The organism is Nitratireductor aestuarii (assembly GCF_014641695.1).
Lineage (GTDB): Bacteria > Pseudomonadota > Alphaproteobacteria > Rhizobiales > Rhizobiaceae > Chelativorans > Chelativorans aestuarii.
The window spans coordinates 89,806-110,418 of sequence record NZ_BMIF01000013.1 but is presented as its reverse complement, the minus strand read 5'-3'; the positions used below and the strand labels follow the sequence as shown (position 1 = coordinate 110,418).

Annotated in this window: 13 protein-coding genes; 3 read left to right on the top strand and 10 right to left on the bottom strand. The window is 61.7% G+C overall.

The annotated features are described in order from the left end of the window. Window positions 1–4 precede the first annotated feature (4 nt). From IEX27_RS17710 to IEX27_RS17680, 7 genes are all read right to left on the bottom strand, one after another. Window positions 5–466, bottom strand: a complete 462-nt coding sequence (locus IEX27_RS17710) for a tripartite tricarboxylate transporter TctB family protein (protein WP_188722415.1) — start codon at window positions 464–466, stop codon at window positions 5–7. A 201-nt stretch (window positions 467–667) separates the two neighbouring features. Further along, a complete protein-coding gene (locus IEX27_RS17705; RefSeq protein ID WP_188722414.1) occupies window positions 668–2,092 on the bottom strand; it encodes an aldehyde dehydrogenase family protein in 1,425 nt (474 codons plus the stop codon). Window positions 2,093–2,136: 44 nt separating this feature from the next. Further along, window positions 2,137–2,898: an SDR family NAD(P)-dependent oxidoreductase gene (locus IEX27_RS17700; RefSeq protein WP_244630432.1), complete on the bottom strand. Its 762-nt coding sequence runs from the start codon at window positions 2,896–2,898 to the stop codon at window positions 2,137–2,139. Continuing rightward, window positions 2,895–4,409: a class I adenylate-forming enzyme family protein gene (locus tag IEX27_RS17695; protein ID WP_188722413.1), complete on the bottom strand. Its 1,515-nt coding sequence runs from the start codon at window positions 4,407–4,409 to the stop codon at window positions 2,895–2,897. The genes IEX27_RS17700 and IEX27_RS17695 overlap by 4 nt, the downstream gene beginning before the upstream one ends. Continuing rightward, window positions 4,409–4,870, bottom strand: coding sequence for a MaoC family dehydratase (locus IEX27_RS17690; RefSeq protein WP_188722412.1), 462 nt, complete (start codon window positions 4,868–4,870; stop codon window positions 4,409–4,411). The genes IEX27_RS17695 and IEX27_RS17690 overlap by 1 nt, the downstream gene beginning before the upstream one ends. Further along, window positions 4,870–5,895 carry an NAD(P)H-quinone oxidoreductase gene (locus IEX27_RS17685; protein WP_244630431.1) on the bottom strand — a complete coding sequence of 342 codons (1,026 nt, stop codon included), beginning with the start codon at window positions 5,893–5,895 and terminating at the stop codon, window positions 4,870–4,872. Before IEX27_RS17685 ends, IEX27_RS17690 begins: the two co-directional genes overlap by 1 nt. Window positions 5,896–6,015: 120 nt before the next feature. Further along, window positions 6,016–6,954 (bottom strand): DUF6282 family protein, encoded by a 939-nt coding sequence (locus IEX27_RS17680; RefSeq protein ID WP_188722411.1) that lies wholly within the window; start codon window positions 6,952–6,954, stop codon window positions 6,016–6,018. 117 nt (window positions 6,955–7,071) lie between these two features. Between IEX27_RS17680 and IEX27_RS17675 the strand changes: the two genes are divergently transcribed. Then, window positions 7,072–7,848, top strand: coding sequence for an IclR family transcriptional regulator domain-containing protein (locus IEX27_RS17675; protein ID WP_188722410.1), 777 nt, complete (start codon window positions 7,072–7,074; stop codon window positions 7,846–7,848). Between the two features lie 58 nt (window positions 7,849–7,906). Here the strand turns inward: IEX27_RS17675 and IEX27_RS17670 are convergent, their stop codons facing one another. Further along, the gene (locus tag IEX27_RS17670; RefSeq protein WP_244630430.1) at window positions 7,907–8,359 is read right to left on the bottom strand and encodes a MaoC family dehydratase; all 453 of its coding nucleotides are present in this window, start codon (window positions 8,357–8,359) and stop codon (window positions 7,907–7,909) included. Window positions 8,360–8,553: 194 nt separating this feature from the next. Here IEX27_RS17670 and IEX27_RS17665 point away from each other — a divergent pair, with 194 nt between their 5' ends. Then, entirely contained in the window at window positions 8,554–10,875 is a 2,322-nt protein-coding gene (locus IEX27_RS17665) for a xanthine dehydrogenase family protein molybdopterin-binding subunit (protein WP_188722409.1), read from the top strand. Here the strand turns inward: IEX27_RS17665 and IEX27_RS17660 are convergent, their stop codons facing one another. Together IEX27_RS17660 and IEX27_RS17655 are read right to left on the bottom strand one after the other, a co-directional pair. Further along, window positions 10,876–11,562 (bottom strand): response regulator, encoded by a 687-nt coding sequence (locus tag IEX27_RS17660; protein WP_188722408.1) that lies wholly within the window; start codon window positions 11,560–11,562, stop codon window positions 10,876–10,878. After that, window positions 11,559–12,965, bottom strand: a complete 1,407-nt coding sequence (locus tag IEX27_RS17655) for a sensor histidine kinase (RefSeq protein ID WP_188722407.1) — start codon at window positions 12,963–12,965, stop codon at window positions 11,559–11,561. The genes IEX27_RS17660 and IEX27_RS17655 overlap by 4 nt, the downstream gene beginning before the upstream one ends. 262 nt (window positions 12,966–13,227) lie before the next feature. Here IEX27_RS17655 and IEX27_RS17650 point away from each other — a divergent pair, with 262 nt between their 5' ends. After that, window positions 13,228–20,580 carry a peroxidase family protein gene (locus tag IEX27_RS17650; RefSeq protein WP_188722406.1) on the top strand — a complete coding sequence of 2,451 codons (7,353 nt, stop codon included), beginning with the start codon at window positions 13,228–13,230 and terminating at the stop codon, window positions 20,578–20,580. The last annotated feature ends 33 nt before the right edge of the window (window positions 20,581–20,613 follow it).

The following is a 20,613-nucleotide window of genomic DNA, read 5'->3' as shown; positions in this document are numbered from 1 at the left end:
GATTCTAGAGGCCAACCGCCTGGAGCCACGTTCCGAACATCGGAATGGGGATCCCCAGGAGGCGGACAAAGAGCAGACCGCAGATTGCGGAGAAGACTGCCGCTGCGGCAGCGGTGCGCCAGTTCCACGAGAATTTAACGCTTCCCATGGCCGCGATGACGATCAGGACGAAAACCGACACCGGCAAACCCAGTCCCTCGACCAGAAGTCCAAAGATGACAATGGATGCGAGAACGATGGCCAGCGGTTTCAAACGGCCCCTTTCAACAATGGCCGTTTGTCCGATACGTCCGCGCAGCAGGATGGCCGCACCCGTCAGAGCGAGCAGCGCCGAGATGATGACCGGAAAATAGCCGGGACCCATTCTGGCGGTCGTTCCGAACGAATATTGGCGCGCCATCAAAAATGCGGTGACGCCGATGACCACAAAGAATGTCCCAAGTATAGTGTCTTGACGAATGTTCACGGAGCCTCCCTTCCGCTGGCCTGCCGCTCTACGAAACGGCAGAAGCGTTTATCTCCAGGCATCAGGTTAGGCTGTTCACTCGGCCAAACATAGCTTTCACCATTGGCGTTCCGACAAGTGGAACACGGAAGCCAGAGGCGAGCCACCAAGCGCAGCAGAGATATTTCTGCCGTTTAACCTGCAAGTTATTCTTTTTGGGCGCTACTCAGGGAATCCGACAAGCGCCTTTACTTCCAGATATTCCATGAAGCCATGTAAACCGAACTCACGGCCGTTACCCGATTGCTTGTAGCCACCAAAAGGCAGACTCCGGTCGAACGGTGCTCCATTGAAATAGACGCGGCCGGCCCGGATGCGGTTTGCCACCTTGCGTGCCCGCACCGGATCTGCGGACTGGACAAAGCCTGCAAGACCGAAGGACGTATCGTTGGCAATCGCGATCGCCTCTTCCTCCGTATCGTAGCTCATGATCGCGAGCACCGGCCCGAAAATTTCCTCGCGCGCAATGGTCATGTCGGACGTGACGTCACCGAACACGGTCGGACGCACATAGTAGCCATGGTTGAGCTCGGCCGGACGCCCTGGACCGCCGGCCACCAGCGTCGCACCCTCGTCCACGCCCAGCTGGATATAGCGCTGCACCCGGTCGGCTTGCGCCTGGCTGACAAGCGGACCCATGGTCGTCGCCGGATCCAGCGGATCGCCAAGCCGGATGCTGTCGATCGCCACGCGGGCAGCGTCAAATGCTTCATCACGGTGCGAGCGGTGCACCAGCATCCGCGTCGGCGACTGGCAGTTCTGCCCGGCATTGGTGTTGCAGGCATGCACGCCTGCAATGACGGACTTGCGGATATCGGCATTGGGCAGGATGATATTGGCAGACTTGCCGCCAAGTTCCTGGGCCACGCGCTTGACGCCATCGGCGGCGAGCTTTGCCACCTTGATGCCGGCAGAAGTCGAGCCGGTGAACGACACCATGTCGATCTCCGGATGAGAAGCGATCGCTTCTCCGACGGTGGGACCATCGCCATTCACAAGATTGAAAACGCCCGCCGGCAGCCCCGAGCTATGAATGATGTCGGCCAGCAGCATGGAGCTCAGCGGTGCAATCTCGCTCGGCTTCAGCACCACCGTGCAGCCCGCCGCAATCGCCGGGGCAACCTTGGACGCAACCTGGTTGAGCGGCCAGTTCCACGGCGTGATCAACCCGCACACGCCGATCGGCTCATGGCGGACGATACCCGTTGGCCAGCGTTCCTCGAACTCGAACTTTTCGAGGACACGGGCTGCTTCTTCAAAATGGAACAGCGCGACCGTAGCCTGGCGTTCGGTCGAGAAGGTGATGGGCGAGCCCATTTCCAGCGTCATCGTGCGAGCCAGCTCCGGCAAGTGGAGCTTGAAGCCGGCAATGATGCGCTCAAGATAGCGCAGACGCTCCTCGACACTCGTTTCCGAATAGGTTGCGAAGGCGCGCCGGGCCGCTTTTGCCGCCCGGTCAACGTCCGCAGCGGAGCCGAGGTTGATGTCGGCGATAGCCTCTTCCGTCGCCGGATTGATGACAGGCAACGGCTTGGGCTCGAGCGGATCGACCCAGGAACCATCAATGTAGAATTTCAATCTGTGCATCGGCTCCGGTCTCCTCTACCGCTGCCCCACTGGGTCTGCTTGATCTAAAGATGCCGGCCCTCATCAACCGGCACGACAATTCCTGTGGCGCTTGTCAGGTAGACGATGCAGGCGATTACCGCCCGCGCCACGTCGTCCGGCTGCGTCAGGCGGGCAAGCGGCTGCTTCTCCGCAGACTTCAGCAGCAGTTCCCGCGATCTGCCCGGAACGAAATCGGTGTCGACGCCCGCCGGAGACACGGAAAAAACGCGGATCTTTGGCGCCAAAACCTTCGCCAGCGCGATCGTCAGCGCGTCCACACCAGCCTTGGCCGCCAGATAGGCGAGGCTGCTTCCCTGCCCGGTCCGCGCCGCGATGGACGAAATGTTGACGATCGCCGCCCCTTCGCCCTTTTCAAGCAGCGGACGGAAGGCGCGGATCATGGCAAACGGACCGCGCAGGTTGGTGGTCACGGTCCGGTCGAAGATCTCGTCGCTCAACTTGTCGAGATCATTGGCCGGAACCGCCGTCGTCGCACCGCCATTGTTCACCAATGCATCCAGCCGGCCGAATGTGCGCTCCACCTCAGCGGCGGCTTCGATGATGGAAGCCGGCTCATCAATCGCGATGCGCAGAGCAATGTGGCCGGAGCCCTCAAGGCTCTGGACAACCGCCTCAGCAGCATCGCGGCGGCTGTGATAGCCGACAATGACGGTAGAGCCGAGAGCGGCGAGCCTGCGCGCGGTGGCCATGCCGATGCCACTGCTGGCGCCCGTGACAAGCGCCACTTGCGGAGCCCCAAGGGCAGGAATTGACGCGTCACTCACGGCCGTTTCTCCCAATAGGGCTTCCGCAATTCCTGCTTCAGCACCTTGCCGAGGGGCGACCTTGGAAGTTCGTCGCGGAGTTCCAGGGCGGAGAGCCGCTGCATCCTGCCGAGCTGGTCATTTGCCCATTCGAGCACGGCCTGCGGGTCAAGTTTCGCACCGTTGCGCGGCACGATGAAACCTAGCGGCGTCTCGCCCCAGCGTTCGCTCGGTATGGCAATCACGGCTGCGTCGCTTACATCCGGGTGGGCAAGGAGCTTCTCTTCAAGATCGGAGGCATAGATATTGAACCCGCCGGAGATGATCATGTCCTTGCGGCGGTCAACCAGCACGACAAAGCCGTCTTCGTCGAACATGCCGATGTCGCCGGTGCGGTGAAACAGCGTTCCCTCCGCATCGCGCCAGTAGAACGCACGGCTCGCTTCCTCATTGCGGAAATAGCCGGACATCATGGTCGCCGAGCGCCCGACAATCTCGCCGCGCTCACCGGCGGGCAGGAAATTGCCTGCTTCATCAATGACGCGGATGTCGTTGCCGTCGGCAGGCCTTCCCACCGTGTGCGCCTTGTGCGGAAAGGCGGTGAGGTCGAGAATGCAGGTGCAGCCGCCTTCGGTGAGGCCATAGACATCCAGGAAACGCCCCGGCCACCTCTCAAGCAAAGCCTGCTTGATGCTGGCGTGCAGCGGCGCACCGGTGCTCTGCTTTATCCTGAAAGATGTAAGGTCGCGATCGTCGAAACCTTCAACCGCCATCACGCGCTGATATTGCACCGGCACCAGCATCGTATGGGTCGCACGCTCCGCTTCGGCCAGATCGAGATAGGTCTGCGCATCGAACTTGGGCATCAGGATTACCCGCGCGCCATGGAAAAGGGCAGCGAGCAGCGGCATCAGCGTCGTGTTGGAATAGAGCGGCGTCGCGAGCAGCATGGTGCAATCCGGCCCAAGGCCGAAGAGGCTCCGCGCCGACTGCCGATAGCGCATTGTGTGAGAATGCACGATGCCCTTGGGCCGTCCCGTCGTGCCGGAACTGTAGATGATGTTGAAAGGTGTCTCGCCTGGCACAGGAACGGGAGCTTCGAGAGACGCTGCGATCAGCTCCTCCGGCATGCCCTTACCCGGCCGAACAGAGACGACCGGCGCGTTGGCGATCCCGTCCAGCATGGAAAGAGCATCTTCATGCGCGATGATGAGGTCCGGCTCGCAGTCCGTCAGCATTCCGGCAAGCGCATCGCGATGTGCCGAGACCGGCAGGGGAACGGCGCAGCCACCGGCAGCGATCGTAGCGAGATAGGCGACCACCAATTCAGCACTGGCGCCCCCCAGGAGTGCGATACGACCGCCGCCACTCGCCAGGATCGGGCGAAGATGGCCCGCGACCGAGAGCACATTGCTGCGTAGCTCACCCCAGCTGAGGCTCACCGAACCGCTGCGCAGGGCTTCTTCACCCTGACGCTCAACTCCGTGCGCAAGTATCTGCTTTACGATACTGTTTCCATCCTCGGGCGACATCACCGCTCATCCTCGAACAGAATAAGGCTGCGTGCCACCAGCGCGGGCTTTTCGGATCCTTCAAGCTCCAGCGTGGATTCGAACTCGACGCGTGTGCCAGTCGCCTGCCGCGTTGCCTGCACCGGGCTCATGCTCAACCGGATGCGGCTGCCGACCTCCACAGGCTTCAGGAAGCGGACGCGCTCGTAGCCGTAATTGAAGCCGCGCCCGCGCCGCTGGATGGAGAAAATCTCGCGCTGCAGCCACGGGATCAGGGACAGGAGATAGACCCCATGGGCGATGGTCTTGCCGCCCGGCATTTCGCGGGCGGCCCGCTCCGTGTCGATGTGCATCCAGTTGTCGTCACCGGACAGCCGGGCGAAATCGTCGATGTTCTTCTGCTCGACCAGGAACCAGTGGGAGGAGCCGATGGTCTCTCCCACATGGGCCTGGAAATCCGTGGCGTGTTCGACGGTCAGCATCACGCAGTACCCACCGCGTACGGAACCTCGGCAGCAGCGTCCGGATCGAGCGCCAGCACCACCTTGCCGATCTGCTCGTTGAGGTCGAGCAGCGTATGTGCGTCGCGCACCTCTTCCCATGGGAAGACGGCGTGGATGCGGGTCACGATCTTGCCCTGCTCGAGCAGAGGCCAGACCTGTTGCACCAGTTCCCGCGCAATCGCACCCTTGTAGGAGGCGGGACGCGGCCGCAGCGTCGAGCCGGTGAGCGTCAGACGGCGGCGCACGATGGCGCGGATATTGACCTCGGCGAATTCGCCCTTGTGGCTTGCGATGAACACCAGACGCCCATCCGGCTTCAACAGGTTGAGCTGCTTCTGGGTGTAGTCGCCCGCCTGTGCGTCCAGCACGACATCAACGCCTTCACCATTGGTGAGACGCTTGACCTCGCTCTCCCAGTCGCCGCGATAATCGATCGCGTGATGCGCACCGATCTCGAGGCAGGCCTGACGCTTTTCCGGCGTCCCGGCGGTCGCGATGACGGTGGCGTCGCGCAGCTGCCGCGCGATCTGGATCGCCGCCATGCCGACGCCGCTGGTTCCGCCCTGCACCAGCAGGCTCTCGCCCTGGGCAAGCTGTCCGAGCCAGATCACGTTGTTCCATGCAGTGAAATAGACCTCCGGGAGCGACGCTCCCTCGACATAGCTCAAGCCACGCGGGATCTGCATGCATTGCTCGGCGGGAACGCTGCAGAACTGCGCATAGCCGCCACCGTTGGTTAGCGCACAGACGCTGTCGCCGACCTTCGGCATCTCTACACCAGCGCCGACCTCTTCGACCACGCCGGCCACGTCGAGACCGGGGATGGGCGAAGCTCCAGGCGGCGGCGGATAAAGGCCGCGCCGCTGCTGGATATCAGGACGATTTACGCCCGCGGCAAGGACGCGGATCACCACTTGCCCTGCTTCCGCGCGTGGTTTGGGCATCTCGGTCCTGCGCAGAACCTCTGGTCCGCCCGGACGTTCTATCTCGATTGCCTGCATCATCCCGCCGCCTCCCGAATGGCTATTCGCCTGCATTGTAGTGGATTATCGGATTGGAAAGCCGACCTGGTCCATTCTTTTTCAAGCGTTGCCGACGTCAGCGCCGACAACGCAGTCTACCCCTCACTCGACGGGCAGACCCACCAGCCTTGCCGGGTTGTCGCGCACCATCAGGCGCACTTCATCCTCGGTGAAGCCGAGGGCAAGGCAGAGCTTGATAGCCTGCCGCATGCCTTCGACCGGCGTGGGATTGTCCACCTGACCGAGGTCCGAACCGATGGAGGAACGCTCCACACCGGCGGCAAGGATATGCTCCTTGAGTTCCTGCGGAGAAAAGACATTGAAGCGCGAGTCGATGTAGAGGCAGGCCGACTGTTCAACCAGCGCGCCAAGGTCGGCAAGCCCCGCGATATCGTCATAGGTGAAGTGCAGGCCATACATCGGGTGGTTGATCAGCAGCCGCTTCACGCCGCGCTTCTTTGCTTCCTCGAACAGCGTCCAGATCTCGGAAACATGCAGGTGACCGGACGACAGGATCGCGTCGGATCCCGCGATCAGATCGAGGATCTCCTTCACCTCATCCAAGAGGTTGCCGTAAGCATCGATGACCGTGATGCCGGGCGCAGGCTTCAGCTTGACGTTGGACGCAAGGCGGGTCTTGCCGTGCGAACTGCGGATGTGATTGGCCGATTGAGCCGTCGGCATCCAGATCAGCTTGGCGCCCATCTTGAGCTGCGCGTCCACCACGAACGGGTTCAGCCCGCCGACGGTATTGTTGAGCACAAGGCCGCTGTACATGGCGACGCCGAGGTGGCCCAGCACGCGATCCATGATCGGGATGAAGGGCGCGACCGAATAGTGATGGTCCTTGAACAGCAGGGCTCGCATGCCCGCTGCCGCCGCCTCTTCCGTGGCCTGGAAATGGTCCACCTGGCGCGGCATCGTTGATGGGCCAGAATGGACGTGTAGGTCCAGAGCGCCTTTCAGAAGCGCATTGGCTACCTCATCATCGATCGTGTCGATAAGCTCTCGCGCCTCTTGCCGGTACGTGCCCGAAGCCATGCAAAATTCCTCCGTGTTTGGTGAGGAGGACCATAGAGCTTGACAGTTTTGGTAGCCAACGTAAGGATCATGGCGTTTCGCGCAACGGAACAGGAGGGTCCAAGAGGGAGGGTCCACGTGGGAATTCGTGCCATTGAACGGGCAATGCTCGTGCTGCAGGAAATGAATATGCAGCCATACTCATCCATCGCTCATCTGCATGCCCGAACCAGACTGCCAAAGCCGACGCTTGTCCGCATCCTGCAGACGCTTGAGAGCCTGGGCTTTGTCGAAAGCGATCCGCGAGTCGGCGGATACCAGGTGAGTGCGCTGGTCGGATCGCTGAGCTCGGGCTTTCACAAGGAACCTATGGTGGTCGAAGCCGGCCGGCCCTGGGCAGTGGCGCTGACGCGCAAGTACCAGTGGCCGGTCTCGATTTCGCTGCTCGACCGCGACGCTGTGGTGGTGCGCTTCAGCACGGTGCCGGACAGCTCCATGTCGCCGTTCCACAAGACGATCAACATGCGCCTCGGCCTGCTGACGCGCGGCATGGGGCTCGCCTATCTGGCCTTCACGCCGAGGGAGGAGTTCGACCTGATCATCGAGATGCTACGGCATTCGGACGATCCGGAAAACATGCTGGCGCATGATCCGGCGCGGTTGGAGCAGCTTGTGAAGAAGGTGCAGGCCCAGGGCTTCGCCTCACGCGTGCGGCATGTGGAACCGCGCAACTCCAACACCATCGCCGTGCCGATCATGAACGAGAACGGCCGGGTGGTGGCGAGCCTGGGGCTCACCTATTTCACCTCAGCCTTTTCCGAGCCCGAAGCCTGTGAGCGCTACGTGCCATCCTTGAAATCGACCTCGGCCGAGATCACCCGCGACCTCGCCCGGATCAAGGACTCGTTCACCTAAAGCAGTTCCAGGAAAACTGGAAACCAGTTTTCCGTCCGGAACCGCGAAAACCAAAAACTCAGATCGGGCGACAGGGAACCTGCCCCAGCGACATCAGTGTCATGACGGTCTCGCCATCCTGGTTTGTCATCGTCACCTGGGTCTTGACGATACCGAACTCCGGCCTCGTCTTGTGGCGGTCAAGCTCCACGACCTCGCGGGTGACTTGCAGCGTGTCGCCAGGACGAACCGGGCGTCGCCAGCGCAGGGTGTCGATGCCGAGCCCCACCATGGGCGTCTCGCCATAGCCGCCTGATTCCACGAAGAGCTTCATGGAAAGCGCGGCGATCTGCCAGCCGCTGGCAATCACGGAGCCAAACCGGCCGGCCGCTGCCTTCTCCGGATCCGTGTGGATCGGCTGCGGATCGTAGTGGCGTGCGTAGGTGATGATATCTTCTTCCGTCAGGGTGACGGGTTTGCTCGTCCACGTTTCGCCGAGGCTAAAATCTTCGAAGTAGCGCCGCATGTTCATCCAATCGTCAACGTTGCCTTGGACCGAGACTATCGCCCCGGCGCCGCATTCCAAGTGCCGTGCTCCCGCCGTTCCGGCTGGCGAAGCGGGAGAATGATGGGGCGGAATCAGCATCGCTTGGCGGTTGTGACTGCCTGAATAGTTTGTATAGTCGCATCACCATTCTCCCGCATCATCGCCACGAAGAGCTATCCGTGAACGAGATCACCTTTGGAAAATCCGTCAGGCGGCGTGAAGATGACCGCTTTGTCTCCGGTCGGGGTCAGTATACCGATGACGTGCATCGCGAGGGGGCGCTCTGGACTGCGTTCGCACGGGCACCCGTCGCTTCCGCGAAGATCCTCTCTGTCGATGTGTCGGCTGCGCTCGAAGTCCCCGGTGTTGTTGCGGTTCTGACGGCCGAAGATCTTGCCACCGACGGCATTCCCGATTTTTCCGTCCCGATCGGTATTCACAACATCGACGGCAGCCCGACGAAAGCCACGCCGCGGCCCCTGCTCGCTCGTGACAGGATACGCTTCCTGGCCGAACCCGTGGCCATGGTGCTCGCCGAGTCGTCTGCCATCGCGCAGGACGCGATTGAACTCGTCACGATCGACTATGACGACATACCCGCAGTGCTCACACCGGCGGACGCGGGCGCAGAAGGTGCCGCGCTCCTCTGGGATGACCGCCCAGCAAACGAGGCTTTCCATTGGCGCGCGGGCGACGTAGAGGGCACCGCCAAGGCTCTCGCCTCGTCGCATCATGTCGCACGGCTCAGCACCCATATCACCCGCGTCTCGGCGATGCCGATGGAGCCGCGGTCGGCGCTTGCCTATGTCGATGAGAACGGCAAGTCCGTCCTGCAGCTCAGCCACCAGAACCCGCACGCCCTTCGCGCCAACCTCTGCGAGGTATTTGGGCTCGGCCGCGATGATGTCCGCGTCCTTATCGGAGACGTTGGTGGTTCCTTCGGCATGAAGTCGGCGTTTCTGCGTGAGGAAGCGATGGTGTTCTGGGCAGCGCGTCGGCTCAACCGTCCCGTCCGCTGGACCGCCACGCGGAGCGAAACCTTTCTCTCCGATGAGCAGGGTCGCGACGTCTACGTCGATGCGGAACTGGGTCTCGACGCGGATGGCCGCTTTACCGCCTTCCATGTCCGCTACGACATCAATGTCGGGGCCTATCTTTCCGGACGCTCGGCGGCACCGGTCCTCAACTTCGGCGGTATCGCGGGCGTCTACACGACACCCTATATCGTCGGCGAAGCTACCGCCTACTTTACCAACACACCACCCACCGCACCCTACCGCGGAGCGGGGCGTCCCGATGCGACCTATGTCATCGAGCGCATCATCGACATTGCCGCACAGGACATGGGCATCGACCCGGCGGAGCTGCGGCGGCGCAACCTGATCCCGCCTGAAGCCATGCCCTACCAGACGCCGTTCCTCTTCCGCTACGACTGCGGAGAGTTCGAGCGCAACATGAATCGGGCTCTGGAAATGGCTGAATATGAAGGCTTTCCTGCTCGTCAGAGGCAAGCGCGGGAGCGGGGCAAGTTGCGCGGCCTCGGCATTGCCAATCCGATTGAAGTGGCGGCAGGCCCCTACGCCAAACCGGGCAAGGACTTTGCCACCATCCGCGCCCACGCCGACGGTACAGTGACGCTCTACGCGGGCGCAATGTCGGTCGGCCAGGGACTCGACACCGCGCTGTCGAGCCTTGTTGCGGAGCGCCTTGGCCTGCCGCTTGAAAAGGTCCGCTACGTGCAGGGCGACACCGATGCCATGGACAATGGCAAGGGCAGCGGCGGTTCCGCCGCGCTGACGGTTGGAGGCTCGGCGATCGTCGTCGGCGTGGATGCGCTCCTGGAGAAGGGTCGCGAAATCGCGGCCGAAGAGCTTGAGGCGGCTGCATTCGACATCGAATATGTGAACGGAAGCTTCCGCATTGTCGGGTCGGATCGCCAGATCAGCCTTGCCGATGTGGCGGCGATTGCCGAACAACGCGCAGAGGATGAGGCAGGACTGTCCGCCGCCGGCGAATTCGTACCGCCCCATGCGACCTTCCCGAACGGCTGTCATGTCTGCGAGGTCGAGATCGATCCCGAGACTGGACGGACGGAAGTGATACGCTATGTCAGCGTCGAGGATGTGGGCCGGGTTTTGAACCCCCTTCTCGTCGAGGGACAGATCCACGGCGGCGTTGCGCAGGGTCTCGGACAGGTGCTGATGGAGGAAATCCGCTTCGGCAGTGACGGCCAGCTGGTGAGCGGCTCGTTCATGGACTACGCCATGCCGCGCGCCGACGATCTTCCCATGATCGAGAGCGACAACCTCGAAACGCCGACGGAACTCAACCCGCTCGGCGTCAAGGGTGTAGGCGAGGCTGGCACCGTGGGTGGAATTGCTGCAGCCATGAATGCCGTCAACAACGCGCTCGCGCAGGTCGGCGTCCGCCACTTCGACATGCCCGCAACGCCCAGCCGCGTATGGGAAGCGATCCGGAACGCTCAGGCTACCAAAGCATAGCTAAGCGGCATTCCGCCCATCGATCGCCCCGCGCGCCTTCGCCATGCCCCTATCCTGCCCGCGTTCTGCAAGGATCAGCGCGGCCTCGACACGGTTGCGGACGTTCAGCTTCCGGAAGAGGTTGGTGACGTGGAATTTCACGGTCTTCTCGCCGACGCCGAGATGTACGCCGATCTCGCGATTGCCGAGGCCCGTCGCGACCATCTGCAGGATACGGCGTTCCTGCGGGGTAAGTGTCGCCAAGGGATCAGGTTTGCTAGCCTTGCCCAGCGCGGTGAGCAGGTTGAAGCTCAGGTTCGGTGACATGAAGGTCTCGCCCGCCGCCACGCTCTTGACCGCGTGGATCAGATCGGTCGCGTTGATGCCCTTCAGCACGTAGCCGGCAGCACCCGCATCGACCGCGCGCATCACGTCGGTGGTTTCGCCCGACACGGTCAGCATCAGGATGCGGGGAGCCTCTTCCTTCACGGCAATGGCGGTGGCGGCTGCAATCCCGTCTCCGCCGGGCAAGGAAATGTCGAGCAGCATCACATCCGGGTGGTGCTTTTCCGCAAGCTCAATCGCCTCGCTTGCCGAACCTCCTTCAGCAACCACCTCGATCCCCTCGTCCAGCTCCAGGGCCTGCACGACGCCCGACCTGAACAATGGATGATCGTCCACGACAACAACTCTGACGCGCTCACTCATGGCTCTTCCCCCTGACCCAGATTGACTGTCATTTCTACGGTTGTGCCCGAGGCCGTGCGGCTCATGGAAAATGTGCCGCCGAGGCTTTCTACCCGCTCGCGCAGACCTGTGAGCCCCAAACCGCGACCCCGTGACCGGCCCGACGAACCTGAGCCGCCATCGCTGACCCTGAGCGACAGCAGGCGGCCGTCCACCCGACCTGTTACCGTCTGACCGTTGGCTCCGGCGTGCCGGAACGCGTTGTTCAGCCCTTCCTGCACAAAACGGTAGGCGCAGATGCGCAGGGCTTGCGAAACATTGCCACCGATCTCGTCGCAGTTCACGGTTACCACCGTTCCGGTGCGCCGTTCGTGCGCCGCCGCAGCCGATCGGATGGTCTCGCAGAGCGTCAGCCCGGCGATCTCGGGGATCATCAGGCCGTGCGCAATGGTGCGCATGTTATGCAGGGCCTCCTTCAGCACGCTCTCAAGCGACCGCAAAATTCCCTCTCGCTTCTCCCGTTCATCGGCGCGCCGGATCTGTTCCAGCTTCAGGGCGGCAAGGCTCACAAGCTGCGCCGGCCCATCGTGGAGCTCCGCGCCAACGTTGCGGAGATAGGCCTCGTTCATCTCGGCAAGGCGCGCCGAGGCACGCTGCACCTTGTCTCGCAGCTTCCGGTTCTGTTCGGAAACGAGTTCGATCTCTTTCAGGCGGTTTCGCAGGGCGAGCTGATGTTCAGCGAGCAATCGGCCGCTGTGCCAGACGATGGTGATCAAAGCGGCGCCGATGAGGAAGGTCGCCACGGCCATGACGATCCAGGTCTGCGTTCTCAGCCACAGCAGTTTCTCATGGAGAGGCTCCGCCAGTTCATGCACCTCGACAACCGCAATAACCCGGCCAGAGAGATGCTCGCGAATGGGCACATAGATCTCGAGGTAGCGCGTCTTCCACCCGCGGGCCACGTGTTCGCCTGCTGCGAGATCCGTATATCTCGCCTCTATATTGCCGGAAAGCGCGTGAAGAGCGCCGTCGGGTGTCTCGAAGCTGCCGCCCATGAGCTCGCGGCTGGTCGAATAGGCAATTGAACCGGTGGGCAGCCAGAGATCCACGTGCACGAAGCGCTCAGCGATGGGACCACTCTTCAAGAGAGCGTCCAACTGGACGATGCTGTCCGGCTCCAGGGCATCCTTCGTGGCAAGTTCCTGAACGACGGGCGAGATCAGGCTGTCGAGAAACAGCGCCGACCTGGTCGCCGTGCTGTCGATTGTGGCGCGTGCGATGATGCCGGAGATGATGAGGCCACCGACGGTCATTGCCGCCAGCATCACCATGCCGCCGGCGAGCGCGAACTGTGACGACTGGCTCATGCGGGTGAAGCCGTCAGCCCATCGTCTGCGCGGTACCGTGAATGCGAGAACCCCCATGATCCAATTCCCCGCCTCTTCCCCATTGCACATTATAACACGTTACGCGTCTGTGCACGTCCGATAGTCGGATGAGGATGCTGGACCAAAGTCGGGGTCGAGGCCAAGGCTACGGAACTGGGCCTGTTGCCCTTCTGGGGAAGTGATTTATCGGACCATCCGAAATATCTCCCCGCCCCCGTTCCCAGCATCATGTCTCCCAAGGCGCGATCTGTCCCCAGAGCAGAGCGCACGGTTTTCAAACCAAGACGGGAGGCGGAAAATGGTAAATATCGTCAAACACGATCTGGAGTTCATCCTCAAACAGATCAAGATCGCAGAACGGCATGCGGCGGGCGAAGATCTGGACAAGCTCGTTGCAGAAGCTGGCGGCTTCGATACGGAGTCGCCCGCCTCGCCGCAGGCTCATCTGTTGCCCTATGGCCTGCGCACGGTCGACGGCAGCTACAACAACCTCTTGCCTGGACGTAGCGAATGGGGTGCAGCGGACTATGAGTTCACGTACCTGACGGAACAAAGCTACGTTGAGGGCACTGGTACGTTCCCCTATTCCTTGAACAACGACTACGGTGCCAATGGCGACGTTGTCGACTCCCATCCGCGCCTGATCTCGAACCTGATCGTTGACCAGACGCTGGACAATCCGGCCGCGATCATTGCAGCGCTTGAACACGCTGGCGTCACCGGGGCCGCGCAGGCCACGGCTCTGCAGGACATTCGATCGGCCTATCAGACCCTGAAGGATCTATCGCCGAACTCGCAGAGCTATGCGACGGTAAAGGCCAACCTGGACACGTTGCTGGAGCAGCACGGCATCGAGATGGATGGCGTTACGATCCTGCTGCCGAACGTGTCGCCTGATATCGGCGACTCCGCGTCCTACAACTCGATGTTTACGCTGTTCGGCCAATTCTTCGACCACGGCCTCGACCTGGTCGCAAAAGGCGGCAACGGCACGGTCTACATTCCGCTCTCGCCAGACGATCCGCTCTACAATCCGGCCAGCCCGCAGACGAATTTCATGGTGCTGACCCGGGCGAGCACCGGTGAGGATGCGCGCAACACGACGACGCCCTGGGTCGACCAGAACCAGACCTATGGCTCGCACGCATCGAAGCAGGTCTTCATGCGCGAGTATACCTTGGTTGACGGCAAGCCGGTGGATACCGGTTATCTGCTGGGTCACCCCGATGGCATGGCTACCTGGGCTGACGTGAAGCAACAAGCACGGGAAATGCTCGGCATCGAGCTTTCCGACACGGACGTTGGTAACATCCCACTGATCGCCGCCGACGAATACGGCAATTTCATCCCTGGCCCGTACGGCTATCCGCAGCTCGTGGTGGGCGTTGGCGGCGACGGCATATTCGGTACGGCAGACGACGTGCTGGTCGAAGGCGATCCAGATAGTCCCGTGAGCCCGGCTGCCGTCAACGCCTTCCGCACCGGCCATGCCTTCATCGATGATATTGCGCACAATGCTGTGCCTACAGCTGGGCTTCCTGCTGATGATGACGATGTGGCCGGTAACATTATCCCGACCAATATGGGCAACAACCTTGCCTACGACGACGAGCTTCTCGATGCTCACTATGTGACCGGCGATGGTCGCGGCAACGAGAACATCGGCCTGACCGCGATCCACCATGTCTTCCACAGCGAGCACAATCGCATGGTGGACGAAACGAAGCGGGTGGCGCTGGAAGCTGCCGAGGACGGCGATCTCGCATTCCTTAATGAATGGCTGCTGGTGAAGGTTACCGCTCTCCCAGCTGACGACGATCTCGAAGATCTCGTCTGGGACGGCGCTCGCCTCTTCCAGGCCGCGCGCTTCGTCACGGAAATGGAGTACCAGCACCTCGTCTTCGAGGAATTCGCGCGCAAGATGCAGCCGGATGTCGATGCGTTCCTGTTCGAGCCGGATCCGGACATCAATCCGGCCATCTTCGCCGAGTTTGCGAACGTGGTGTATCGCTTCGGCCATTCGATGCTGAACGAAAACGTAGAGCGCCAGTATGCCGATGGCGAACGTGACGACATGGCGCTGTTCGAAGCGTTCCTCAACCCGGTGGGCTATGACAACAACGGGGCGCTGACGCACGAACAGGCTGCGGGTGCGATCATCCGTGGCATGAGCGGCCAGCTTGGCAACGAAATTGACGAATTCGTCACCAACACGCTGCGCAACCAGCTGCTGGGCATACCGCTCGACCTGGCAACCATCAACATCGCTCGCGGCCGCGACACCGGTATGCCGACGCTGAACGAAGCACGTGCCCAGTTCCAGGCGATGGCGGGTGGCGATACCCAGCTCAAGCCGTACGACAACTGGATCGACTTCGCGGTCAATCTCAAGAACCCGGCATCGATCGTCAACTTCATTGCAGCCTATGGCACGCATGCATTGATCGAGGCTGAAACCACGATCGACGGCAAGCGCGCGGCGGCGATGGCAATAGTCTTCGGTACGGACGAACAGGTGTGGGTGCCCGCGACGGACGACACGCCAGGCCATTACCGCACCATTACAGCTCCCTCGGCTGAGGATCGTGCCGCGTTCCTCGGCGCCAGCGGCGCCTATGCATCCAATCTTGGCGGCCTGAACAGAGTCGATCTTTGGGTCGGCGGCCTGGCCGAAAAGAAGATGGACTTCGGCGGCATGCTGGGCTCCACTTTCTCCTTCATCTTCGAAATGCAGATGGAACGGCTGCAGGATGCAGATCGCTTCTATTACCTGTCTCGCGTCCAGGGTCTGAACCTGATCTCGGAGCTGGAAGGCAATTCGCTTGCCAAGATGATCCAGCGCAACACGGACATTGGCGAGACCGGCACGGCCATACCGGGAGATATCTTCTCGACGCCAGACCGGGTGCTCTATGTCAATTACGACAAGCAGCTGGCCATGACGGGGCTCGATGATCCGCAGCACGAGAACATTTTCTGGGAAGCCCTTCTCGGCAAGATGGTCCAGCGTGGCGTTGACGCCCAAGACAGGAATTATCTGCGCTACGATGGTGTGGAGCACGTCGTCATCCAGGGTACCGATGATGACGACCATATCATCGCCGGTGAAGGTGACGACACGGTCTGGGGTGGCGAGGGCAACGATCGCATCGAGGCTGGCTACGGCGTCGACCATATCCACGGCGGCAAGGGCGACGACATCATCACCAATGCCGGCACCGACATCGGCCAGATGGACTTCCTGCATGGCGAGGAAGGCAATGACGTCATCCATGGCGGCAGTGGCCTTGCTCTCATCTTCGGCAATCAGGGCAACGACTTCCTGATCGCAGGTCCGGACGGCAAGCAGGTCTGGGGTGGCATCGGCGACGACTTCATCATGGGTGGCGACGGCATGGACTTCCTGCTGGGCGAAGCCGGTGATGACTGGATCGAAGGCGGCGACCGCTTCGACACGCTGGCGGGCGAGAACTCCGAGCTGATGTTCAACTCGACCATCAAGGGCAATGACGTCCTCAACGGCCAGGGCGGCGACACCGACTACGATGCCGAAGCCGGCGACGACATCATGTTCCAGGGCAGCGGCATCCAGCGCAATAACGGTATGTCCGGCTTCGACTGGGCGATCCACAAGGACGATCCGAACGCGGCAAATTCCGACCTCGGCATCCCTATTTTCGCCAATCAGGAGGCCTTCATCCTGCGCGACCGCTTCGACCTGGTCGAAGGCCTGTCGGGCTGGAAGCACAACGATACGCTGACCGGTCGCGTGGTCCCTGTGAACACGCGTGTCGAAGCAACCGGTACGGCCGCAATTCCAGCGCCGGGCATGCCGCTCTACGCCTACTCAAACGCACTGCTTGAAGAGAACGTGAGCCTCATCGACGGGCTCGACAAGATCGTCGCGCACCTGACTGCCTACACCGAAGTGGGCCGGGACGGCGTTCCGGTGCAGGTTCTCTTCGAGACGGCGGATGCATCCGACATTCTGCTCGGTGGCGGCGGCAGCGACCGCATCAAGGGCCTCGCCGGTAACGACATTATCGATGGCGATAAGTGGCTGAACGTCCGCATCCGCATCACCGTCGGAGACCAGGTCTATACCGCCGACGGCATGAGCAAGAAGGTCTACCGCGAAGCTGACATGGTGAATGGCGAGCTCGTGGAGGGAGCCGTCGCGCAGTTCGGCGGCAAGGGCCTCGACACCCTGATGCTGGAAGGGGAACTCAATCCGGGCCAGCTCTCCATCGTGCGTGAGATCGTCGACGGCAACAAGGCGGGCGACATCGATACGGCTGTCTACACCGACGTTCGCGTGAACTACGACTTCGGCGTGAACAAGGACGACAGCCTCTATGTCGAACACGCCCCGCCTGCCTCGGATGAAACTGACCCGCTGACCGACAACATCGAAGGCGTAACGGAACGGCCGGTTCTGGACGGCCGCGACACCGTCCGCAACATCGAAAGGCTCGAGTTCACCGACCTCACGATGAACGTGATCAACGGAACAGGCGCAACCGAAACGCTGAACGGCGACCAGGAGGACACCGGCCTCATCCACGATGTTCTTATGGGCTTCGACGGCAATGACATCCTGAACGGCGGTGAAGGCAATGACGTGCTGATCGGTGGCGCGGGCAACGATACACTGCGGGGCGGTGCCGACGACGACCTCTACGTCTTTGGCATCAATGATGGCGACGACAAGATCGAGGACTCCTCGGGCAACGACCGCATCAAGATCGCGACCAATGGCGCGAGCCTTGATGCGCTCAACTTCGGTCGAGCCAACAACGGCGACCTGGTCATCAACGTCAACGGCAATGAGATCCGTGTCGTTGGCCACTTCAACGGCAACTCTGTCGAGACGATCAACTTCGACGGCGGCGACTTCAAGGGCTACCAGCTCTACCTGGCCGACGACGAAGGCGACGAGGTCTTCCGCGGGTCCTTTGCCCTCAGCACAGCCGTAGCAGCAGACGAAAACGGCGTACTGACGCTTCGGGCAGAGGCTGGTGTCAGCACCATCCTCGCCGACGCTCAGGGAGCCGGTGCAACGACCCTGCTGGGTGACAGCGCGGACGACATGCTCTTCGGCAACAACGGCGCTGATAGGCTCAATGGTGGTGCAGGCGCGGATCTGCTGGTCGGCGGCGCTGGTAACGACACCTACATTGTCGACGACTACGGCGATACCGTCGTAGAACTCGCCGGCGGTGGCACGGACACGATCGAAGCCAGCATCGACAGCTACAATCTCGATGCTAATGTCGAGCGTCTGACCTACACCGGAACGGGCGACTTTACCGGTGCAGGCAATGAGCTGGACAACATCATCCGCGGTGGTGCAGGCAATGACAGCCTCTACGGCGGTGGTGGCAATGATACGCTCCACGGCGATGAGGGTGACGACTATATCAGCGGTGGTGACGGAGACGACACGCTGAACGGCAATGCCGGCAACGACTACCTCGATGGTGGTGACGGAAACGACACGCTCAACGGCGGTGCCGGTGATGACATCATCCGGGGCGGCGCAGGGGATGACACCATCACTGGTGGCGGCGGAAATGACATCCTTGTGTACGACACGCCGGACTTCGGCCATGACAGGGTCATCGGCTTCGACGCCAACCCGAATGGTGGTCAGGACAGGATTGACCTGCGCGGCCTCGGTATCACCGACGCCAACTTTGACACCAGGGTGGTAATACAGACCGGCGCAACCGAAACTGTCATTACGATCGATGGTGAGAGCACGATCACGCTCGAGGGAGTGACGGGAGCCGGCGCTAACGCAATTTCCTGGGCCGACTTCATCCTCGAGGGTCAGACCGACATCATCGGTACGCCTCAGGACGACACGCTGACCGGAACTTCGGCCAGCGACACCATCCGCGGCGAATTGGGGAACGACACGATCAACGGTCTGGCCGGCGACGACATCATCTTCGGCGGCGCAGGCAACGATGAAGTCTTCGGCGGCAGCGGCGACGACGTCATCCACTGGCAGGCGCCAAGCGGAGGCTGGGACGTGGTCGATGGCGGATCGGAAGGCATTGCTGGCGATACGTTCGTCATCACCGGCGACGACTCTGTCTACGAGATCTTTCGCTTCTATCCGGCTGAAGATGCGCAGGATGTCATCCCGGGGCTCGTGCTTCGGGGTGCAGCCACCGAAATCGTTGTCACACGCACGGTCGTGGCCAACGGCGTCGAGGGCACGCCTGAGGTGATCGCCGAACTGACCGAGATCGAGGAAATCGTCCTCAACGGTACCGGTGCGGGCGGCGACCGCTACGAATTCATCGGCGACTTCGCGGAATCCGGTGAAGAAACGAGCCTGCGTCTCAACACGCTGACGGTGATCGGTTCAGCGGGTGATGACACGGTCGACATCTCCGGTCTGGCATCGGCACACCGCCTGGTGTTCAGGTCCAATGGCGGCAACGACAAGATCATCGGCCCGATGCGTCCTCAGGATGTCATCGTCCTGCCTCCGAACACGACGCAAGACGACTATGACGTCGTGCAGAACGTGGACGGCACGATGACGCTGGTCGGCACCAGCAGCAACTTCAAGATCACCTTCTCCACGCAGAGCGGCATACCGAACATTGCGCTGGACAACGGGGACAATGAACTTGTGATGCAGGCGATCCAGCTCGCTTCCCTCGCCCTCAACGACGGTGAAATCATCGACGAAGGCAACGAGGATGAGCAGGGCGCGCCCGGCCAGAACGAGAACCCGGACACCAACGGCGACGAGGGTGGCGACACCAACGACACCGAGACGCCGCCGACCGGGAACGAGCCTCCCGCCAACCAGGAAGAAGATCCTGCAGAGGAAGTGCCCGGGCCTTCGGGCGACGATCAGGGCAACGAGAATGTTGTTCTTGGTGTAGCGGGTGAAGATAGCTTGAACGGTACGAGTGGTCGCGACGTGATGATCGGTAAGGGCGGCAATGACGTCATCTCCGGTGGAAGCGGCGCGGACATGATCTTCGGCGACGACGGCGACGATCTTCTGTTTGGAGAAGCCGGGAACGACATGATCGAGGGCGGTGACGGCGACGACCGGATCTTCGGCGGTGACGGCGATGATACCTTCCTCGCCACCAAGAACGACGGCGATGACTTCTACTTCGGCGACGCGGGCATCGACACGCTGGACATGAGGACGATCACGGCAGACGTGTTCGCTGATCTCAGCCAGGGCTCGGTGAACAGCGCACAGACTGGCAACGACAGTCTCTGGGACGTTGAGAACATCAAGACCGGCATCGGCAATGACGTCATCGTCGCCAACTCTGCGGTGAACGTCATGGACGGTGGCGCGGGCGAAGATACCTTCATCTTCCTGTCATCCGCTGATGCCGATGGCGATACGCTCCTGAGCTTCCAGCCCGGCGACAAGATCGATCTCAGCGGCATCGATGCGAACCTTTCGCTCGGCGGCAACCAGGCCTTCACGCTGGTTTCCGATGCCTTCACCGGGGCACATGGCGAGCTTCTGGTCACCCACGAGAACCGCGACGGCCAGGACTACACCGTGGTCCAGGGCAACACGTCGGGCGGCGCTGAGGCGGACTTCAAGATCTCCATCAAGGGATCGCACAACCTCACCTCGAGCGACTTCGAGCTCTAACGAACCGGAGGCCGGGGGCGTCAAAAGCGCTCC